The organism is Pseudoalteromonas aurantia 208, from assembly GCF_014858725.1.
GTDB classification, from domain to species: domain Bacteria; phylum Pseudomonadota; class Gammaproteobacteria; order Enterobacterales; family Alteromonadaceae; genus Pseudoalteromonas; species Pseudoalteromonas aurantia.
This window is the reverse complement of sequence record NZ_AQGV01000015.1, coordinates 483,721-502,418: the sequence shown is the minus strand read 5'-3', so window position 1 is coordinate 502,418 and position 18,698 is coordinate 483,721. Positions and strand designations below refer to the sequence as shown.

9 protein-coding genes are annotated in these 18,698 nt (G+C 41.6%); 8 read left to right on the top strand and 1 reads right to left on the bottom strand.

Annotated elements, in window-relative coordinates; genetic code table 11:
* Positions 1-2: 2 nt before the first annotated feature.
* From PAUR_RS20435 to PAUR_RS20400, 8 genes are all read left to right on the top strand, one after another.
* The gene (locus PAUR_RS20435) at positions 3-9,845 is read left to right on the top strand and encodes a non-ribosomal peptide synthetase (protein ID WP_192509575.1); all 9,843 of its coding nucleotides are present in this window, start codon (positions 3-5) and stop codon (positions 9,843-9,845) included.
* A 140-nt stretch (positions 9,846-9,985) separates the two neighbouring features.
* Positions 9,986-11,233 (top strand): NAD(P)/FAD-dependent oxidoreductase, encoded by a 1,248-nt coding sequence (locus PAUR_RS20430; protein WP_192509574.1) that lies wholly within the window; start codon positions 9,986-9,988, stop codon positions 11,231-11,233.
* A gap of 215 nt (positions 11,234-11,448) precedes the next feature.
* Positions 11,449-12,510: a hypothetical protein gene (locus PAUR_RS20425; RefSeq protein ID WP_192509573.1), complete on the top strand. Its 1,062-nt coding sequence runs from the start codon at positions 11,449-11,451 to the stop codon at positions 12,508-12,510.
* Between the two features lie 57 nt (positions 12,511-12,567).
* Entirely contained in the window at positions 12,568-13,620 is a 1,053-nt protein-coding gene (locus tag PAUR_RS20420) for a hypothetical protein (protein WP_192509572.1), read from the top strand.
* A 31-nt stretch (positions 13,621-13,651) separates the two neighbouring features.
* On the top strand, positions 13,652-14,575 hold the full coding sequence (locus tag PAUR_RS20415) for a hypothetical protein (protein ID WP_192509571.1): 924 nt from the start codon (positions 13,652-13,654) through the stop codon (positions 14,573-14,575).
* Positions 14,576-14,621: 46 nt separating this feature from the next.
* Complete coding sequence (locus tag PAUR_RS20410) at positions 14,622-15,578, top strand: hypothetical protein (protein WP_192509570.1); 957 nt, start codon at positions 14,622-14,624, stop codon at positions 15,576-15,578.
* A gap of 134 nt (positions 15,579-15,712) precedes the next feature.
* On the top strand, positions 15,713-16,732 hold the full coding sequence (locus PAUR_RS20405; RefSeq protein ID WP_192509569.1) for a hypothetical protein: 1,020 nt from the start codon (positions 15,713-15,715) through the stop codon (positions 16,730-16,732).
* A gap of 94 nt (positions 16,733-16,826) precedes the next feature.
* Complete coding sequence (locus PAUR_RS20400; protein ID WP_192509568.1) at positions 16,827-17,777, top strand: hypothetical protein; 951 nt, start codon at positions 16,827-16,829, stop codon at positions 17,775-17,777.
* Between the two features lie 386 nt (positions 17,778-18,163).
* Here the strand turns inward: PAUR_RS20400 and PAUR_RS20395 are convergent, their stop codons facing one another.
* Positions 18,164-18,679, bottom strand: a complete 516-nt coding sequence (locus PAUR_RS20395) for a DUF2141 domain-containing protein (RefSeq protein WP_192509567.1) — start codon at positions 18,677-18,679, stop codon at positions 18,164-18,166.
* Between the last annotated feature and the right edge of the window lie 19 nt (positions 18,680-18,698).

Below are 18,698 nucleotides of genomic sequence, written 5' to 3'. Positions count from 1 at the left end.
CTATGTTGTCGCTATTGAATGAGCTAAAGCAGAATAATCTATCAATCTGGTTACAAGATGGTGGTCTTGAGTTATCTTTTGGAAACACCACGCCTGATGCTGCATTGATTGGTAAATTAAAAGCACACAAGCCTCAGCTAATGCAGTTTTTAGAGCATCGGAAGGTGTTTTCTAAGCAGCTGTTTAACCAGCTAACAGAGCTCAATCGTGCACCACTTTCTTTTGCGCAAGAACGCTTATTGTTTATTGAACAACTCGAACAAGGGACCAGCGCCTATCATATTCCATATTTAGTCGCGCTAGATGACCATACCTCTATCGATATATTGCAGCAAGCTATCACACATGTGGTAACACGTCATGATGCACTCAGAACCGTTTTTAAAAGCGATCAAAACGGCGACTATCAAACCCTAATTGATTACACCCTAGAATTGCAAAGTCGCTTAATAGATAACGAACATGATGCTTTAAACGCTGTAGTACAAGAAGCGATTCATACGCCTTTCGACTTAAATAATGAAGCAAGTATTAGAGTATTAGCCTGGCATACAGACACGAAACAATACTTGCTATTCATTTGGCATCACATTGCTTTTGATGGCTGGTCTACAGAGATATTTATGCGGGATCTACATCAAGCATATTATATGCGTGAAGCCGGTAAAGAAGTGCAACTCCCTGCTGTTGAGTTAACTTATCGCGATTATGCCAATTGGCAAAGAAATCACCTAGAAGGTGAAACGCTTGAGCAACTGCTCGATTACTGGGTATCACAATTTGATGGTGTTGAACAACTGACATTACACAGCGACTTAAATCGACCTAAAGAGTTTTGTTACCAAGGTGCTGATCACCCAATACAGCTTGGTAAAACTCGTTCAGATAAACTAAAAGATCTCGCGCAGCGCCATGAAACAAGTTTATATGTCGTATTAATCAGCGCATGGGCACTCACTTTAAATAAAGTAAGTAATCAATCTGAAATCATTGTTGGGACTCCATCTGATAATCGCCATTACTCTAAAACTCAAAACTTAGTCGGCTTTCTTGTAAATAGTTTACCACTCAAGATATCTGCAAACCCAGCGTTAAATTGGGTAGAACTTATAAAACAAACACACCAAACACTCATTGAAGCTAAAAACCATCAAGACTTACCTTTTGATAAGCTGATCGATGCACTCAAATTAACCAGAGATCCTGCGCAACACCCTTTATTTCAAGTGATGTTTAGCCTAGAACAGTTCGCCAATAATAGCGAAGATAGCCAACAGTTGTTTGCGCCCGTTCCTCAAGAACAAATAAAAGCGCTTCATAAAGTGGCAAAGTTTGATATCAGCTTACTGTTACAAAATGCCGATTCAGGTGTTTTCGGTGATTTAAATTATAGTACTGCGGTATATTCAAAGCCGTTTATCGAGGCCCTTAGCGAGCGGTTTGTGTGCATGCTCGATAAACTATTAGACGATGAAACTCAGCCTATTTCTACCGTAGCAGGGCTATTAAATCATGAGCACGCTTTACTACAAAACTGGAATAACACTGAGCGAGCGTTCGATGCGACCTTCGACCTAGCAACATTATTTGAGCAGCACGCCCAAGCAACACCGAATGCCATTGCCATTGCAACCGCTGACGGCGAGACCTTGAGCTATCAAGCCCTCAATCACCGGGCAGATACCCTCGCAGCCTATATTATTGAATCTCACCCTGATGCCGACACCTGCTTACCTGCTGATTGTCCCATCGCATTGTATTTTGAACGCAGCGTCAACATGCTCGTTGCCATATTGGCCACTCTTAAAGCCGGTGGCGCTTATGTGCCTGTATCTCCTCAATACCCACACTCTCGTGTTGAGTTTATTTTAGAAGATACACAAACAGCTTTAGTACTCACTGATACAACACTCTGTGATACTTTGGCACCGATGCTTGACCAAGCTCAGTGTATTAATGTGGACCTGTGTACCGACCCATTGGTCGATATTACCCTGACTCGACCTAATAACCTCGAGCGTTTGGCCTATATCATTTACACCTCTGGGACCACTGGCACACCAAAAGGTGTCATGCTAAGTCAGCGTAATGCACTGTATTACCTTGATGCGTTAACACACGCTCTTGGCAAACAATACCAACGTATCGACTTCTCATCTAACTACTGTTTTGACTTATCTGTTACCACCACTTTATGCCCGCTGTTACACGGACAACAGATCTGCTTATATACCGGTGATATTCTCGATGTCGACGCTTACCGCGACCATATCCGTACGCTTAATGTACAGTTTGTTAAAACCACCCCGAGTTTGGCATTATCTATTTTCCCTGACAGTGACACTCAAGTTGCAACGCTCATGCTTGGGGGCGAAGCCCTCACTGAGCAAAGTGTACAAACACTCGCCCCCTATTGCGATGCCATCTTTGATGAATACGGCCCAACCGAAGCCACCGTTGGCGCGATGCTCGCGCAAGCCTATCCGCGCCAACATCAGGGCATTGGTAAACCCTACAGTAATGTGCAGTTGCATGTATTATCTGATGCCTTATTACCTGTGCCTATTGGTGCGCCGGGTGAACTCTATATTTCGGGTTGTGGTGTCGCTAAAGGATATTTAAATCGTGACGAGCTCAATCAAGAACGCTTTATTGCTAATCCGTTCTCTCATCAACCTAACCATACACGACTGTATAAAACCGGTGACTTAGCGCGTTGGTTGAATAACGGCGATATTCAATACTTAGGTCGTAACGATGAGCAGGTTAAAATCAGGGGCTATCGTGTTGAACTCGGTGAGATAAGTGCCGTATTAAGTGCACTTCCTGAACTTAAAAATGCGGTGGTGATTGATGTAGCACACAATGCAGGCCAAGCTTTAGCTGCCTATATCGTGCCGCACAATGCTGACGAGGTAGACATTGCACAATTACGCGTCAGTTTATCGCAGCAGCTGCCTGAATATATGGTGCCTAGTAGCTTCACTATAATTGAAGACCTGCCATTAACTGGCAACGGGAAACTCAATAGAGCTGCGCTCCCTACTCCCACCTTCACTGATGAGAACAACTACGTTGCACCTCGTAATGAGCTAGAGCAACAACTGTGTGACATCTGGCAGGAGGTTTTGGGAATTGAACAAGTCGGCATTGAAGATAACTTCTTCCAAATTGGGGGAGATTCCATTGTCAGTATTCAACTTGTGTCTCAGTTAAGAGAGCAAGATATACAACTGCAAGTAAAAGATGTTTTCAACGCACCTACGCCAGCACGTCTGGCGTACTTGCTAAAAACAAGTAATACAACCCAGCGTCATATTGATGCTGAACAAGGTATGCTCACTGGCACATTTGAATTGCTCCCCATTCAACACTGGTTTTTCAATAAAAAGTTAGCCAATGAGAATCACTGGAACCAAACTTTTGTGTTAGCGCTGCCGCCTTTAGTCAGCTGTGAAACGCTGCATAACGCATTCATTAAACTCGCAGAGCAACATGATATTCTTCGGTGCCAATTTCTAGACTCTGATGAGGGCGTGGTACAACAATATCAAGCGCATTTCTCTGTACCGAATATTATCGAACGAGATATCTCAGAGTTAAACGACGATCAATATCACGCATTAGCCACACAGCTGCAGAGTGAATTCAATTTAAAAACGGGACCATTATGGCAGGTGGCCAAACTGTCTGACATCGCAAACAATACTGATTATCTATTGTGTGCTTTTCATCATCTCATTATCGACTTTGTATCTTGGCGGATCATTATTGAGGACCTCAACACGTTGTTAACGGGTAAAAACCTAGCTAATAACAAAACCAGTAGTTACCGCCAATGGCAAACAGGTCTCAATAACTACCTTACGGAGCATTCTAAGCAGCGCGTGTATTGGCAAAAAATATTAGATCATAATAGCGCACCATTGCAGCCAATTGCATCGCAACAGCAAGTGCAATTAACTTTAAGCCAAACCACATCTAACCTATTTGTTACGCAAGCTAACCATGGCTTTAACACGCAACCTAGAGATCTGATCCTAAGTGCACTTTCTAGCACATTGACCAAATTAACAGGCAATAAAAACAACTTAGTGATGCTGGAAGGACATGGACGTGAAGCCATTGATGACGCGCTAGATGTCTCTCGTACCGTTGGATGGTTTACATCGATTTACCCCGTACTGTTAACAACCCGTGACAGTGAAACACAAACGATTATTGACATAAAAGAGGCGCTAAGTGCAATTCCTGACAACGGCGTTGGTTTTGGTCCATGTTATTTCTCAGAACAACTTACTGGCTCATTACCCACCATTTGCTTTAACTATCTTGGTCAAGTAGGTAATAACAGCAAACAGAAAAAACCTGACGGTGCATACTTAGTAGATAAGCACTCTGGCAGTGCAATTTCACCAATAAACACCTCTGAATTCGCCCTGGATATCAATGCCGCTGTGATAGCCGATAGTTTGACCATTAACGTCAATAGTCAGCTTAATAATAACCAAACGCAACAGTTCCTTGCTGAGTTCGAACAGCAGTTACTGACAACGATTGAACTCTGTTGTGAGCAAGCCAAATTAGGTAGTACAAACACTCCAAGTGACTATAAGTTAACCAACATATCAATGTCACACTTGCAATCTTTACAGCACCGCTATGCTATTGAAGCCCTCTATCCTGCCAATAATTTACAGCAGGGCTTTGTGCTGCATCAACTGAGCTATCCCGAAGATGTGGCGTATCGAGTTCAATCTCAAATGCAATATTTTGACGAAATTAATCTAGAAAAATATCGTCAAGCTTGGGTTTTGACTTCTATGCGGTATCCCGCATTGCGCACCGCTTATGATTATCAGCAAGCGCTTGTGCAAATCATCAGTAAAGAGGCCGGTGTTGATACACACAATTATGACGTCGTTGATTTAACTCATCTCTCGCCAGAGCTACATAACCAAGAAATAGAGAAGTTAGAGTATGAGATGTTACATACCCCATTTGATTTCTCTCAACCTGGGCTATTAAAACTCAAACTAATCAAACATACCGAGCAACACTACAGACTTTTAAAAACCGAGCATCATAGCATTTGTGATGGCTGGAGTGGCCCAATACTCATGCAATGTGTGCATCAGTATTACAGCGCATTACTGCGTGATGTTGTACCTTCGGTGATACCTGATGAAGCCTACCATTTAGCGCAAGCTCACCTGCGAGATACGCAAACCCAAACGCGTAAATTCTGGCAAAAGAAGACGAAAGAGTTCGTTGCAGCAAATGATTTAAACAGTATGTTTTCCATCACGGTCGACTTGGAGAAATCACGTGTAAATACTACGGCAAACGAGATTAGCACTCGTTTACCCAATCATCACTACGGTGCATTACAGAATATTTGTAGTAAACAAGCGGTGACGCTTAATAGTGCAATTCAATTGGCGTGGCACAAACTCGTGCAAATTTACACACGGGACGAACAAACAATTGTAGGCACTGTCGTTGCCGGCAGAGAGATGCCTGTACCTAATGTTGAGCAAAGTGTTGGTGCCTATATTAATACCCTACCATTGGCGATTAATTGGGATAACAAGCACAGTATTTCTGAACAGCTCACCACTATCCAAAATGCGATTTTAGAATTAAATAGCCACAGTAATATTGGTCTCGCTGAATTACAAAATAACGGCGAACGTTTATTTCATAGTCTGCTTGTATTTGAAAACTATCCCAGCATGGATGATCCGCAAGCGCAGCAACAAGCGAAAAAGTGGCAGTTTTCAGCCAGCGCAGAACGTGTAGAATTTCCGTTAACGCTTGTGGTAAAAGAGACCGAAAGTCTTGATATTACTTTGCAGTATAACCAACAGTGGCTTGCACACTCACAGGCGACAGTATTAATAGATCAATTGTTACTTATTCTTGCTCAGATAGGGCAAAAGCCTAACCTAGAGCATGCACACATTGACATATGCACAGCTGAGCAACAGACTCAGATTTTAGCTGATTGGAATAATACCTTCGCAGATTTCCCACATGACACCACCGCGCATGAATTAATAACGCACCTTAGTAGACAGTCACAAATGCGTGACGCAGTGGTTTGCAATAACGATCGAATAAGCTATGAAGATTTAGAAATACGCTCTACCCGCTTAGCACTCCGCTTAATTGAGGTTAAGCGCGCTCAAGCGGTTTCTGATAATGACGACTTCCCAGTTATACTGTTTCATAATAAGCGAATAGACTCGATTGTCGCCATATTAGCGATATTAAAAGCCGGTGGCTGCTATGTGCCTATCTCACCAGATTTTCCCGCACAGCGTGTGCAGTACATCGCAAATGATTGTCAGGCAAAAGTTGCGATAACCCAACACGACACACAAGCGTCTTTACAAAGCTGCTTGGCGGGTGAAAGTCAGACAGTAATAAGCATATTATCTGATACTCACCATGAATCGGAATACACACAATTAACCCCTTTGAGTATACCTAGGGCCCCACACGATCTTGCTTATATCATCTATACATCAGGGACTACAGGCAATCCAAAAGGCGTCGAAATAAGTCATCAAAACCTCGTTTCCTTTGCCACCGATTCAAGCATTATAGACCATAACCTACTACAAAATGTTGCGAGCTTGTCGAGCATAACCTTTGACGCTTTCATCTTTGACTGCTTTGTAACCCTCTGTAATCAGGGCACAATGCATCTGATTGACCATGGTAACGTTGTTGACCCTGACTCATTAAGAATCAGATGTATTGAAAACAACATTGATACTTTGTTCATGACAACCGCCTTGTTAAACCGCTTTGCCAGTACCACCTTTTTTGTCGATACCCCATTAAAGCAAATCAATTTTGGTGGTGAACAAGTAGACTTAGATAAAGTGAAGTTAATTCAAGAAATTGCACCTAAGCTCACGATGTACCATGCTTACGGCCCAACAGAAACATCTGTTTACGCCACCATCTGCAAGCTCAGCAGTAATACCTCATCAGCCCCTATTGGTCGTGCGCTTAATAATAAACAAGCCTTGGTGTTATCGCCTGCTGGCAACCTACTACCGCCTGGTGTTGTTGGCGAGTTGTATATAGGCGGCGTTGGCATGGCACGTGGTTATGTAAACAGGCCTGATTTGACTGACTCTGTTTTCTTAATCAATCCATTTGCAACACCGGAACATCTGCAGCGCGGTATGAACCGCATGTATAAAAGTGGTGATTTAGTTAAATGGAGTCAAGATGGGCAGCTAGAATATATTGGCCGAAATGATTTTCAAGTAAAAATTCGCGGCTATCGTATTGAATTAGGCGAAATTGAAAACGCACTACAACAATGTGACAACATCCTCACAGCAACGGTGCAAGTCTTCTCTAATGAGGAGTTTAAACGTATTGTCGCTTATGTCGTGATAGACGACAATGCACCATTTGATGCTGCCGTCATCTCACAACAATTAACGCAAAGAATTCCGAGTTATATGATGCCCTCGGCCATTCAAGCGATTGCTTCATTACCAATGACTGTGAATGGAAAAATCGATAAACGTGCACTCCCTGAACCCAACTTCTCAACTGAAGCATTATTCGTTGCACCACGCAATGAAGTAGAACAGACGCTTGCTAAAATTTGGTGCCATTTGCTGGGCCTGGATAAAGTCAGTATTGATGATAATTTTTTCCAAATCGGCGGCGACTCAATTATCAGTATTCAATTGATGTCAGCAATCAAACAAAGTGGCTACCAGCTCACTACAAGAGATATATTTGAGCAGCCAACTATTCGCCAATTAACGCAGCAGATCAATTCGAAAGACCCATGTATTGAAATAGAACGTGAAGAAGGGGTGTTAGAAGGAGAAGCAGGCTTACTGCCAGTTCAAAAGTGGTTCTTTGAACAACAATTCGCAAAGCCAGCGCATTTCAATCAATCTTGTTTGATACAGCTACCCGAACAGACAGACATAACGCGCGTTAATGACGCCATATCATGGTTACATTCTCACCATGATATGTTGCGCGCACAGTATACGTTTGACAACGAAGGGGTCATCCAAAACTACCAAAATTTAGAATGTTGCCCGTCTCCAAGCTTAGTAATTGTGGATGTTACTCACCTTGATGACAACGATGTTCAAACCAAGTTAACCACGATGCAAAGCCAATTTGACTTGCAAAAGGGGCCATTGTGGCGTTGTGCTGTGCTCAATAACCATGTCGATAACACATCTAAACTGTATCTGGCTTTTCACCATTTAATTATTGATGGTATTTCGTGGCGGATCTTAATTGAAGATCTCAGTAAGTTTCTGTTAAATGCGCCTATCTCGGAAAAAACCAGCAGCTATAGACAATGGGCAACGACGTTAGAGCAATACCCTTTTGAGCAACAACAGCCTTATTGGAACGACGTGTGTACAAACATATCTACAGCACCAATTGCACAAGAAGTGGTACGCACACATTTTAGCTTTGATACTCACCTGACGCATAAGCTCCTTAGAGAAGCCCCCAAAGGCTTTAGCACCGAAATTAATGACTTATTGTTAGCAGCCTTATCTTTGGCACTCAATAAAACGTTTGACCAAACATCAAGTCATATTACCTTGGAAGGTCACGGTAGAGAGCAATTAGCAGAAAATATCGATATCTCTCGCACCGTTGGCTGGTTTACCAGCATGTACCCTGTGCGGCTCTCGTCACAACATACAATCGCCGATACCATTATTAATACCAAAGAAATGCTGAGAAATATTCCAGATAAGGGCATTGGGTTTGGTGTGTTAAATTCTAAACAGCTTTTAAATACCAGTGCGCTACCAAACATTAGTTTTAACTATTTAGGCCAATTAGATACGAAGAAATCATCAAAAAGTGAGGGGCTATCCCTGCTGTCCGAGTCCGCCGGTTTGGCCAGTGATCCGCGTAATGTCGATTTAATGGCCTTAATTATCAATGCAGAAGTTCGAGTTGGTCAATTGCAAGTTAGTATTGCCAGTCGACTCAGTGATGCGCAAAGTGACACATTTAAAAACCAGTTTAAAACCGCGTTAGAGCAAGTTATCAAGGAAGCATGTGACGCAGCTGCTCAAGGCGGCTTAACCACCTTATCAGATATTGACTCAGTGCTAAGCTATAACCTCGATCAACCCTCTACTCCCTGGTTCTTGCTGCCTCCTGGAGGGGGTGGTGCAGAAAGCTATATCAACTCGCTTGTACCAAAACTACAAGGCCCTTGCCATTGTTTTAACAATATTTATGCCGCACAGACTCAGCAAGGTGGTGAGTTTGCCGTTCAATTTTATGACTTTTCAAGGCTAGCAAGCCAATATGTACAGCACATCAAGCAACTCCAGCCACAAGGTCCATATCGATTATTTGGTTGGAGCTTTGGTGCAACGCTCGCTGTGGAAATCGCGAAACAATTAGAATATGCAGGTGATAAGGTCAGTCATTTGGTGTTTGCAGACCCGTGTTTCAATTACCACATGGTAAATAATGAGATATTCAACACTCACCCGCATTTAGCCGATGTGATACCAGACAAAATTAACTACGAATATACCCCCGCTAACAAGTTAATAACCAACGCTCATACGGTTGTGCTTAAGGCGACCAGCAAAGTGATACCAAACGAAAACGCTGAAGATCGGGATAAGCAGTTATTAGTGGAGCATTTACTTAATTACTACTTAACAGTCCCTGATAGCTTTTTGAATGAAGTCGTCGACACTTCACAGCCGAGTATTTTGACTTTGAAATCCAATCATAATGATTGGATAAAAAATCCAGAGGACATCATACAAGTTACAACACTTTTAAACACACTCGCCTCTTAACAGGGCAACAGGACATTAATACAACAAACATGGTGGGATGGCTAGCATTTCAAGTTTTAAGAAGGTTAGTTATTCCACACCACAGTATTTAATTTGTTGTATTTATTTTTAATAATATTCAAGCGATTAAGGAATACTTAATGATCAAGGAATTCGTAGACGTACTCATTATTGGTGCTGGACCAGCAGGAACTATGACAGCGGCTAAATTAGCCAAATCAGGCTTAACAGTCAAAATAGTTGAACGCAGTCACTTTCCCCGCTATGTGATCGGTGAAAGCTTATTACCACAAAGTATGGCACACCTTGAAGATGCCGGCTTTATGCCTGCGTTACTTGAACGCGGTTATCAAAAAAAGATAGGCGCCAACTTTAAGCAGGGCCCATTTCAAGAGTTTTTTGATTTTTCGAATAACTATACCGAGGGATGGACATGGACTTGGCAAGTACCACGTGATGACTTTGATAACGTACTCGCACTAGAAGTTCAAAAAATGGGGGTTAATATCGAATTTGGTACCACTGTGACCAATGTTAACTTCGAACCAGAGCACCCTATCGTTCAAGTGGTTGATGAAGCTGGTACTCATAAAGAAGTCCAAAGTAAATTTGTTGTAGATTCGAGTGGCTATGGTCGAGTCTTAGCGAATCACTTAGACCTCAATGAACCGTCATCATCGCCTGTCAGAGGGACTATCTTTGCCCAGTTCAAGCCTGAAAATGGGGTTGTCGAAGGTGAAGAAAATGGCAAAGTGACCATTTTAGTGCATGCAGAAGATGTGTGGATTTGGTTTATTCCATTCTCTGATGGCCGTGTATCAGTCGGCTTTGTTGGAAACCCTGAGGTATTAAAAAGTCCAGACGGTGATGATGAAACGCATTTCCTCACGCTACTGTCGCAAAATGAAAATGCCTCACAAATGATCGAAGGGCTTACTCTATGTATGGCGCCAAAAGCCATCCATGGCTACTCAAAAGGCATCAAACAGCTATACGGTAAAAACTACGTGTTAACCGGTAATGCCAGTGAGTTTATCGATCCCGTGTTTTCTGCGGGTGTTATGTTTGCCATCGAATCTGGTGCGGTCGCAGCAGATTTAGTCACAAAAGAGCTTAATGGCGAGCAAGTTGACTGGGAGCAAGACTACCAGCAACACATGCTGTCAGGCATCGATGTAATGCGTACTTATATCGACAGCTGGTACGACGGCAGGCTTAAATCGTTATTTTTTAGCGTCGATAAACCAGAAAAAATCAAACGCCAAATCACTTCTGTGTTAGCAGGTTATGTATGGGACAGAAGTAACCCATTCGTAAGTCGTAGCGAGCGCACCATTGATTTATTTGTTGAATTAACCTCTGGGGAAACTGAAACGAGTTCAGCATAACGGCGGTGTAAGACTTAAATAGCAAGCTCTGCTCGCTTGCTATTTAACACAACTAATTACAGCAAATAAATAACATATGTAATTAGTGAATTCCCCTCCCACTGCATTTAGTTGCTGAGAATACCGATAGTGTGACCACTATTGGCGACTCGCTGTGCTCTAAAAGCAAAAGGATATTGAAAAATAAACTAAAAATACTATACGGAGATTTAAAAATGAGTTTACTGAAAAAACCTTTAACGCTGATATTTGGCTCAATTGCCTTGCTAAGCTGCGCTACTCAAACGGCTTATGCCGGTCAATACAAAACCATTCTCATTCATGGTTTTCAAGCAGACCAATTAGCAAATGCAAGCAATACTGACGTTGCGTTAGACGGAGAGCAATACTGGTCATCATTTTGGTTAAATCACGCTGATGAGCGTATTGACTGGCCATCATATGAACGTCTTGAAGGCAAAATAGCCACTGATTATATTTGGCCAAAACTACAGCAATTATCACGTGACAATGTCTGTAACCCAGGGTGTGTATTTGTAACCCACTCAACGGGCGATCTTGTCGCACGCTATATTTTAGATAATCAAGCAAACTGGCTAGAAAATGCATCTATGCAGCCACTTAATATCGTGGCTACATTTGACTTGGCAGGCGCAGGCGGTGGCAGTGAGCTTGCCGATATCGCAGTCAACGCAGCAACAGATCCGTCCGCTGTTGGCAGTTTAGTGAGACAGGCTATTGAGTTGTGGTTAGGGGAAATCCCGCAAAGTGGTTTAGGCGTATTACATGATTTGAAAGTTAATAATGCACGTCAAACAGCACAACTACCAAGCGATAATGCACCTCGTTTACGCTTCGTCGCTGATGACAGCGACTTCCTAAATCTCACCTCTCCTTTCATCGCTGGTAATGATGACGGTGTAGTTGCGACACACTCATCATGTGGTGCAAGCCGTGCAGATAGCTTTGGTAGCTGCTCAAGTAATATTGATTTAGACGGCCACCTTAAATCACAAAGTGACGCAGTATCTGGGTTCATGCCATATCACTACCCACTGCTAATGAGTGATGAATATAGTCACGGCAACATTACCGACTCTGCATACCAAGGTACGGTTGCGCCAGCAACAACTCAAATCAACTTACCGGGTTACAAAAACATTTCATACAACACATATGAAAAAACCACGGGAAGCTGGTTTTGGAAAAAAACTTACCGTTTGGTAAGTGAATCTAAGCAACAAAGCTATTCAACTCTTATTTTGAACTCGCTTTAATCTATTTGGACCGTGTGGCAATCATGATGATTGCCACTTTTTACGAAGTATCAAACTATGAAGAAATACGTATTAGTTTTTTCTCTGCTATTCATAATGGCACTTGTCGGCTATGTGTGGTTGGACCAAAATACGGGGGTCACTACACCGAACGTATCAACTGTTGACACGCAAAATTCAGATATAACGTTGCCACCTAAAGTGGCGCAACCTGCATTAAAAACAACTGAAATAATAAATAAGCAAGCACTCCCTCTTGCACAAGCAGCCCAAAATATCGTGCCTATGTATGCGCATACATTAACGTTTCCGCCATACTCACAACCATTGTCACACAATGACTTTACGTTACTAAACCCGAATCACTTTTATCCGATAAAAATGCCCACCAACGATACCGGCAGTGAAATCTCTTTGGCGCTGAGTAAATATAGATATCACCCGCCCGAAACGATTGAATACTTACTAACTGGTGATATTACCACGGCACAAATTATCATTTCAGAACAAGCAAGCAGCACCGTTCTAAGTCAGGTTCAAGTAACACCTGTAAACGGGGTTTACAGTGGTAAAATTGCAGGCAAATCAAACTGGCCAGCATCCTTGTCTTTAACCGTAAAGGCACAAACGCCAGAAGACAAAGTTAACTTAGTTGCCAACTTTCAATATCAAGCTCCCTCAGCAACGTTAGTTAAGGTTCACCCTCCCTATACCAAACACGCTGATATGGTGTTTGACCTGACACTTGATGTTCACCAAAAAGGCATTTACCGAGTCAGAGCAAACTTACTAGACCAAGATAATAATCCTATTTCTCATTTAGTCTCAAAAGCGCGTTTAAAAGATGGCTTACAAACAATTAAATTGGCGGCACATCAATCGGTGTTCTTTCAGCAAAGCTCTGCTAGCACGGCAACACAGTTCATTTTGACTCAGTTTGTAATTGAAAAAATGAGTTCATTACCCGGCGAAAAAGCACAATTTGGAGATTCAAAAGTTAAACAGTATGACATAAACGATTTTTACATAGACGGATTGGACCGGCAGGATTATCAGCCATCCGCCCATGAAAAACAGAAGCTCGCATTTTTAAAATCGCTAGCAGAATAATTAACCATTAAACTCAACATAAAGGACTAACATGAAATTGTTATCAAAAATACTGACGTTACTCGCGTGCACATCCTGCACCACCTTAGCCGTTACCGCAGATGATGTACTAGAAGCGCGCAGTAATGACTACGCCAGCGCCTCCAGTACCTGCGATCAATTAGGATCCATTCTAGGCCCTGGTAGAAAAGTCGTTATCGTAATGCAAAACAATAACTGCTACGTACCTGGCTTTACTGCAGGACCAGAAGTTGCAGAGCTTTATAACAGCGTGCGTGATGTGGTTAAACCACAAATCAACCTGATTGAGCATAACTTCAAAGAGACCATCACCCAATACGTTTACAATGCCTCAGCGCAAGCCGATGCGAGTGTCAAAAGTATTACCGCGCGTGTTGAAGGGAGTATCCATATGAAGATTGATGGGGTGGTAAGCAGCAATGGTACCGTGCCTGTGACACTGAATAATTTCGATATCCACGGTATTGGAAAAATGAAAAAGTACCAGCTGGGTATGGGTATTTCAATCTATTTGCACGTTAAGTATGAGAATGTCTCTTTAAAAGGTCACTACAATGTAAATACCCATACAATCACCATTCAAAACAACTTATCGCACTTTCGTCCACGTGTTTATACCGATGTTAAATTACCTTTTTTCCTACGTATTCTTGATAAGTTAACGCCACCTATCATTGAAAAAATTAACCGTGAGTTTAATAGAATCGTCATCGATACATTCGAGTTTTTAGGGGTCGATATGAGCCGTAAAGTACCGCAAGCAATTCAACATGTGGCCCAAACAATCCCGCAGTCTATTGTGCCTATAAAGTCGCTAAATAACCGTCGTGTTGGTGAGCGAGTGAAGTACACCATGATCATGGATCATGAAAATTTTGAAATTCGCGATGAACGCAATTGGATCAAACTGGGATTGATCAGTATCCGTTTCTAAGCAATCAACATAAAACATTTACAATCAAAAAAAACAGGAAATTACGATGAAATTAGTTATACCCGCATTGGCACTTTTTGGGTCTCTTTTCGCTCAAACGATCCATGCAAGCAATCTAAAGTATTCAACTGGTGATGTAAAACCCACATCAACTCAGTCTGTGAGCACATCAAGTATTACATGGGATTCTCCTTCTTGTCGGCGTGCAACCGCCAATATCGGCACTGGCAGCCATAACATCATTCCTATGGTGTTAATGAACTCCAATGGCGAATGCTTGATTTCTCCCAATGGTGCACCAAGAGAAGCATACGAGCAGTTTGCTAATCAAATAAATCCACAAATTGATAAATTAGAGCATAACTTCAAAGAGATGATCACTCAATTTGTCAATAACGCCGCAGCACAAGCTGATGCCAATGTAAAAAACATTTCAGCTGAGCTTGATGGCCCAATGAAAATGAGCATTAATGGCGTGGTCGACGCTGATGGATTTGTGCCTGTCACTTTTAGTAACTTTAATATTCATGGTGTAGGAAAGTTACGCAAGTATCAGTTAGGCCTGCGGATCCATATATACATTCATATTAAATATAATAATATGGTCGTTAAAGGAAAGTATAATGTGTTCACTAATGAGTTAATTCCTGAGCACAATATCTCAAGCTTCCAACCAGAGGTATATAGCGATGTTGATTTACCTTGGTTGTTTGCAATTATTGATGCAATAACACCAGCTATTTTTGAAAAGTTAAATATTGAGTTTAACCGTGTCGTCACTGATATTTTTGAATTTTTTGGTGTTGATATGTCTCAAGATATACCAAAAGCAGTACAACATGTTGCTGATATCATCCCGAGTACCATTATTCCAATTAAAGCGTTAGAAGACAGCAGAGTCGGCGAACGCGTCTCCTATACGATTAGCGTCGACAGAACATTTGCAGCACTCAGTGATGGTCAAAACACCACCACGATGCAGTTAGTCCCTGTTTTTTTCTAATCTAATGTTACCAAGTACTTCCATATAACAGTGTGCGCTTTGTTATCAAAGCGCACACTTTCAAGCACAGCTATCCAATCAAGGAAGATAGCAACTTTAAAGTCCACTATATTAAAGCACGAAAGGAATATTCAATGAAATTCACCCTACCCGCGATGCTCTTGTGTGCAGCATTTAATAGCCAAGCCAATGACTTGGCAACACCAGACTACCAATCAATTAGTCACCTAGACAATCACTTAGAAACGCTAAATATTAACGCTAAAAATTTTGAGGACGTCGCAACACTTACGCGCGCCACCACAAGTGGGGTTTCGTGGGATTCAGCATCTTGTCGAGATCTCACATCCAATATTGGTGGTGATGACATGCCTTATTATCCGGTCATTTTAGTCAACTCAAATAACGAGTGTGCCGTAGGTCTCCACGGTAGCGGCAGCCCCGTCATTGATATGTATACATCTGTTATGGCGGAAATAAATCCGCAAATTGATTTAGTTGAGCATAACTTCAAAGAAATGATCACCCAATTTGTCAACAATGCCGCAGCTCAAGCTGATGCCAATGTCAAAAACGTTTCAGCTGACCTCACTGGAATCATGAAAATGCGCATTGATGGCATAGTGGACTCTCAAGGTTATGTACCTGTCACGTTCAGTAACTTTGGGATCCATGGAATAGGAAAGCTGCGCAAATATCAGCTTGGCATGAAAATAGACATTTATATTAATATTAAATATAACAATTTGACTATGAAAGGAAAATACAATGTACACACAGGTCAATTAATTGCGAACCCAGATATATCCAGCTACCAGCCAGAGGTATCCACCAAAGTAAAACTGCCTTTTTTCCTAAGAATTCTTGACGCTATCACACCTGAAATATTCTACAAACTTCAAACGGAGTTTGGTCGTGTTGTCACTGATATCTTTGAGTTTTTAGGAGTTGATATGTCGCGAGATATACCTCAAGCGGTTCAGCATGTTGCCAATTTAATCCCTGACACTGTGGTCGAAATTAAGCCCTTAAATCAATATAAAGTAGGCGACCATGCTTTTTATGAGATCAATATAAATCGTAGATATGCTTCACTTTCAGATGGGCATAACACGACGGTCATGCAAATCGTACTTTTCCGCCTAGGCTATTAATAAAATAGAGAGGGCTCATCCTATGAACCCTCTCTTAAAAACATAATAAAAAAAACAAGCCACCATATAAACCATAACTTTAAAGGAATATAAAATGAAAACCCTTTTTTCATCGATACTACTGTTTATAGCCATCCATAGTCATGCATCAGGCCTTGAATCACAAATAAGCCAACCAACATCTCTCGCACTGCAAAGCCATCAAAATACCGCTTCTCCCCCCCATATATACACATGTAAAGGCATCTGGAAATTAATGGATAAAGGCGGCCCGGGCAACGACCCTATGATGTTAGCCTATTCAGATGATGGGTGTGTTGTTGAACGAAACGGTCCTATACAGAGCACATACAACGCAATTATGGGCCAAGTGCTCCCGCAATTTAGACGAGTCGAAAGTAACTACAAAGAACTTATCACACAATTTATCTATAACGCTGCTGCGCAAGCAGATGCCAATGTAAAAAATATATCAGCCAATCTGACAGGCCTGATGAAAATGCGCATTGATGGTGTCGTTGACTCACAAGGTTATGTCCCTGTTACTTTTAGTAATTTTGGTATGCACGGCGTCGGTAAGCTCAGAAAATATCAGCTTGGCATGAAAATACATATTTATATCAACATTAAATACAACAACTTGGTCGTAAAGGGAAAGTATAACGTGCATACTGGTCAGCTCATTGCGACCCCAAGCATTTCAAGCTACCAACCCGAAGTTTACACTAAAGTGAAATTGCCTTTCTTTTTGAAAATCTTAGATGACTTAATCCCTGAAATTTTCAATAAACTCCAAACTGAGTTCGGTAGAATCGTGACTGATGTTTTTGAGTTTTTTGGGGTCGATATGTCACAAAGTATTCCACAAGCTATTCAGCATATCGTTAACATTGAACCGGAAACGTTTGTACAAATAAAGCCACTTAATGGTTACAACGTCGGTGAGCATGTATTGTATGAACTGAATGTTAGGCGTGGGTTTGTTTCTATGAAAGACGGTGACAACACCATCTCAATCGAATATATGCATACCCCAAGGAGATAACAAAATAGGCATGGGTATAAAATACCCATGCCTATTAAAAAACTGAGCAATTTAAAATAATTAACTGCAAATACAAATTAAATAACTCACTAAGAAAATCCACTTAATAATCTAGCCAAATAAACCTCCACCAACTCAAACCCATCATGACAAAAGCTCTGCTGTAAGGCGTCTATTGCAAATACATAACTAACCTCAGGTTTGGATAAGGGTTTTGGAATAGGAAACATTTTGTAAACAAACTTACGTACAATCCAATGATGATATTTTGTTCAATATCAAGGCGCTTTTATGCAGTAATAGCGGGCTGTTACAAATGAAAGCAACGCCGAGAGCGAGAAAAATAGCTTTATTGGGCACATTCGCTTATCCAGAGCTGAGGTTAACTACATGCCGACTACTTTTTTCAAATGTGTGGCTAAACGTAAGTCAATTTGAGATGTCGGAGCACCAATCTCAACCAATGCATCTTCAAAGTCCCCTTTACTAAAATTATCATAAACATCATTCGATAACGCATACGGTTCGCTTGGCATTCCTGTAAATGGGAAAAGCATGCGATCTAGTCCTCCATCAGCATCTTCATCATGGATCACGTTGATGGCGTACTGTCCGGCAGGCACATTCTCAAATGTAATCAAGGTATTTGGCATAGTTGGGGTAACTATCTTTTTTAAGTAAAACTTAGCTTCAGGATCATTAATGTTTAAGTCTGCATGATAGTCTCCACTATTATCATGGATCATCACTATTAATTGGCCGTCCGTATTTTGCACATTACTAATATTAACAATCAGTCGTGTCGGCTCCCCATTCCCATCATTGACACTTTTGTAACTTGTTGACTGGCAACCCGATAACATCAGTAACCCACACAGTGCCATTAAAGGTAGTTTAAACATTGAGTATTCCTTACATTAA

Coding starts and splice junctions, on each gene's coding strand:
- PAUR_RS20435 (WP_192509575.1), top strand. CDS start 3: ATGTTGTCGCTATTGAATGAGCTAAAGCAGAATAATCTATCAATCTGG.
- PAUR_RS20405 (WP_192509569.1), top strand. CDS start 15,713: ATGAAATTCACCCTACCCGCGATGCTCTTGTGTGCAGCATTTAATAGC.
- PAUR_RS20430 (WP_192509574.1), top strand. CDS start 9,986: ATGATCAAGGAATTCGTAGACGTACTCATTATTGGTGCTGGACCAGCA.
- PAUR_RS20410 (WP_192509570.1), top strand. CDS start 14,622: ATGAAATTAGTTATACCCGCATTGGCACTTTTTGGGTCTCTTTTCGCT.
- PAUR_RS20425 (WP_192509573.1), top strand. CDS start 11,449: ATGAGTTTACTGAAAAAACCTTTAACGCTGATATTTGGCTCAATTGCC.
- PAUR_RS20420 (WP_192509572.1), top strand. CDS start 12,568: ATGAAGAAATACGTATTAGTTTTTTCTCTGCTATTCATAATGGCACTT.
- PAUR_RS20395 (WP_192509567.1), bottom strand. CDS start 18,679: ATGTTTAAACTACCTTTAATGGCACTGTGTGGGTTACTGATGTTATCG.
- PAUR_RS20415 (WP_192509571.1), top strand. CDS start 13,652: ATGAAATTGTTATCAAAAATACTGACGTTACTCGCGTGCACATCCTGC.
- PAUR_RS20400 (WP_192509568.1), top strand. CDS start 16,827: ATGAAAACCCTTTTTTCATCGATACTACTGTTTATAGCCATCCATAGT.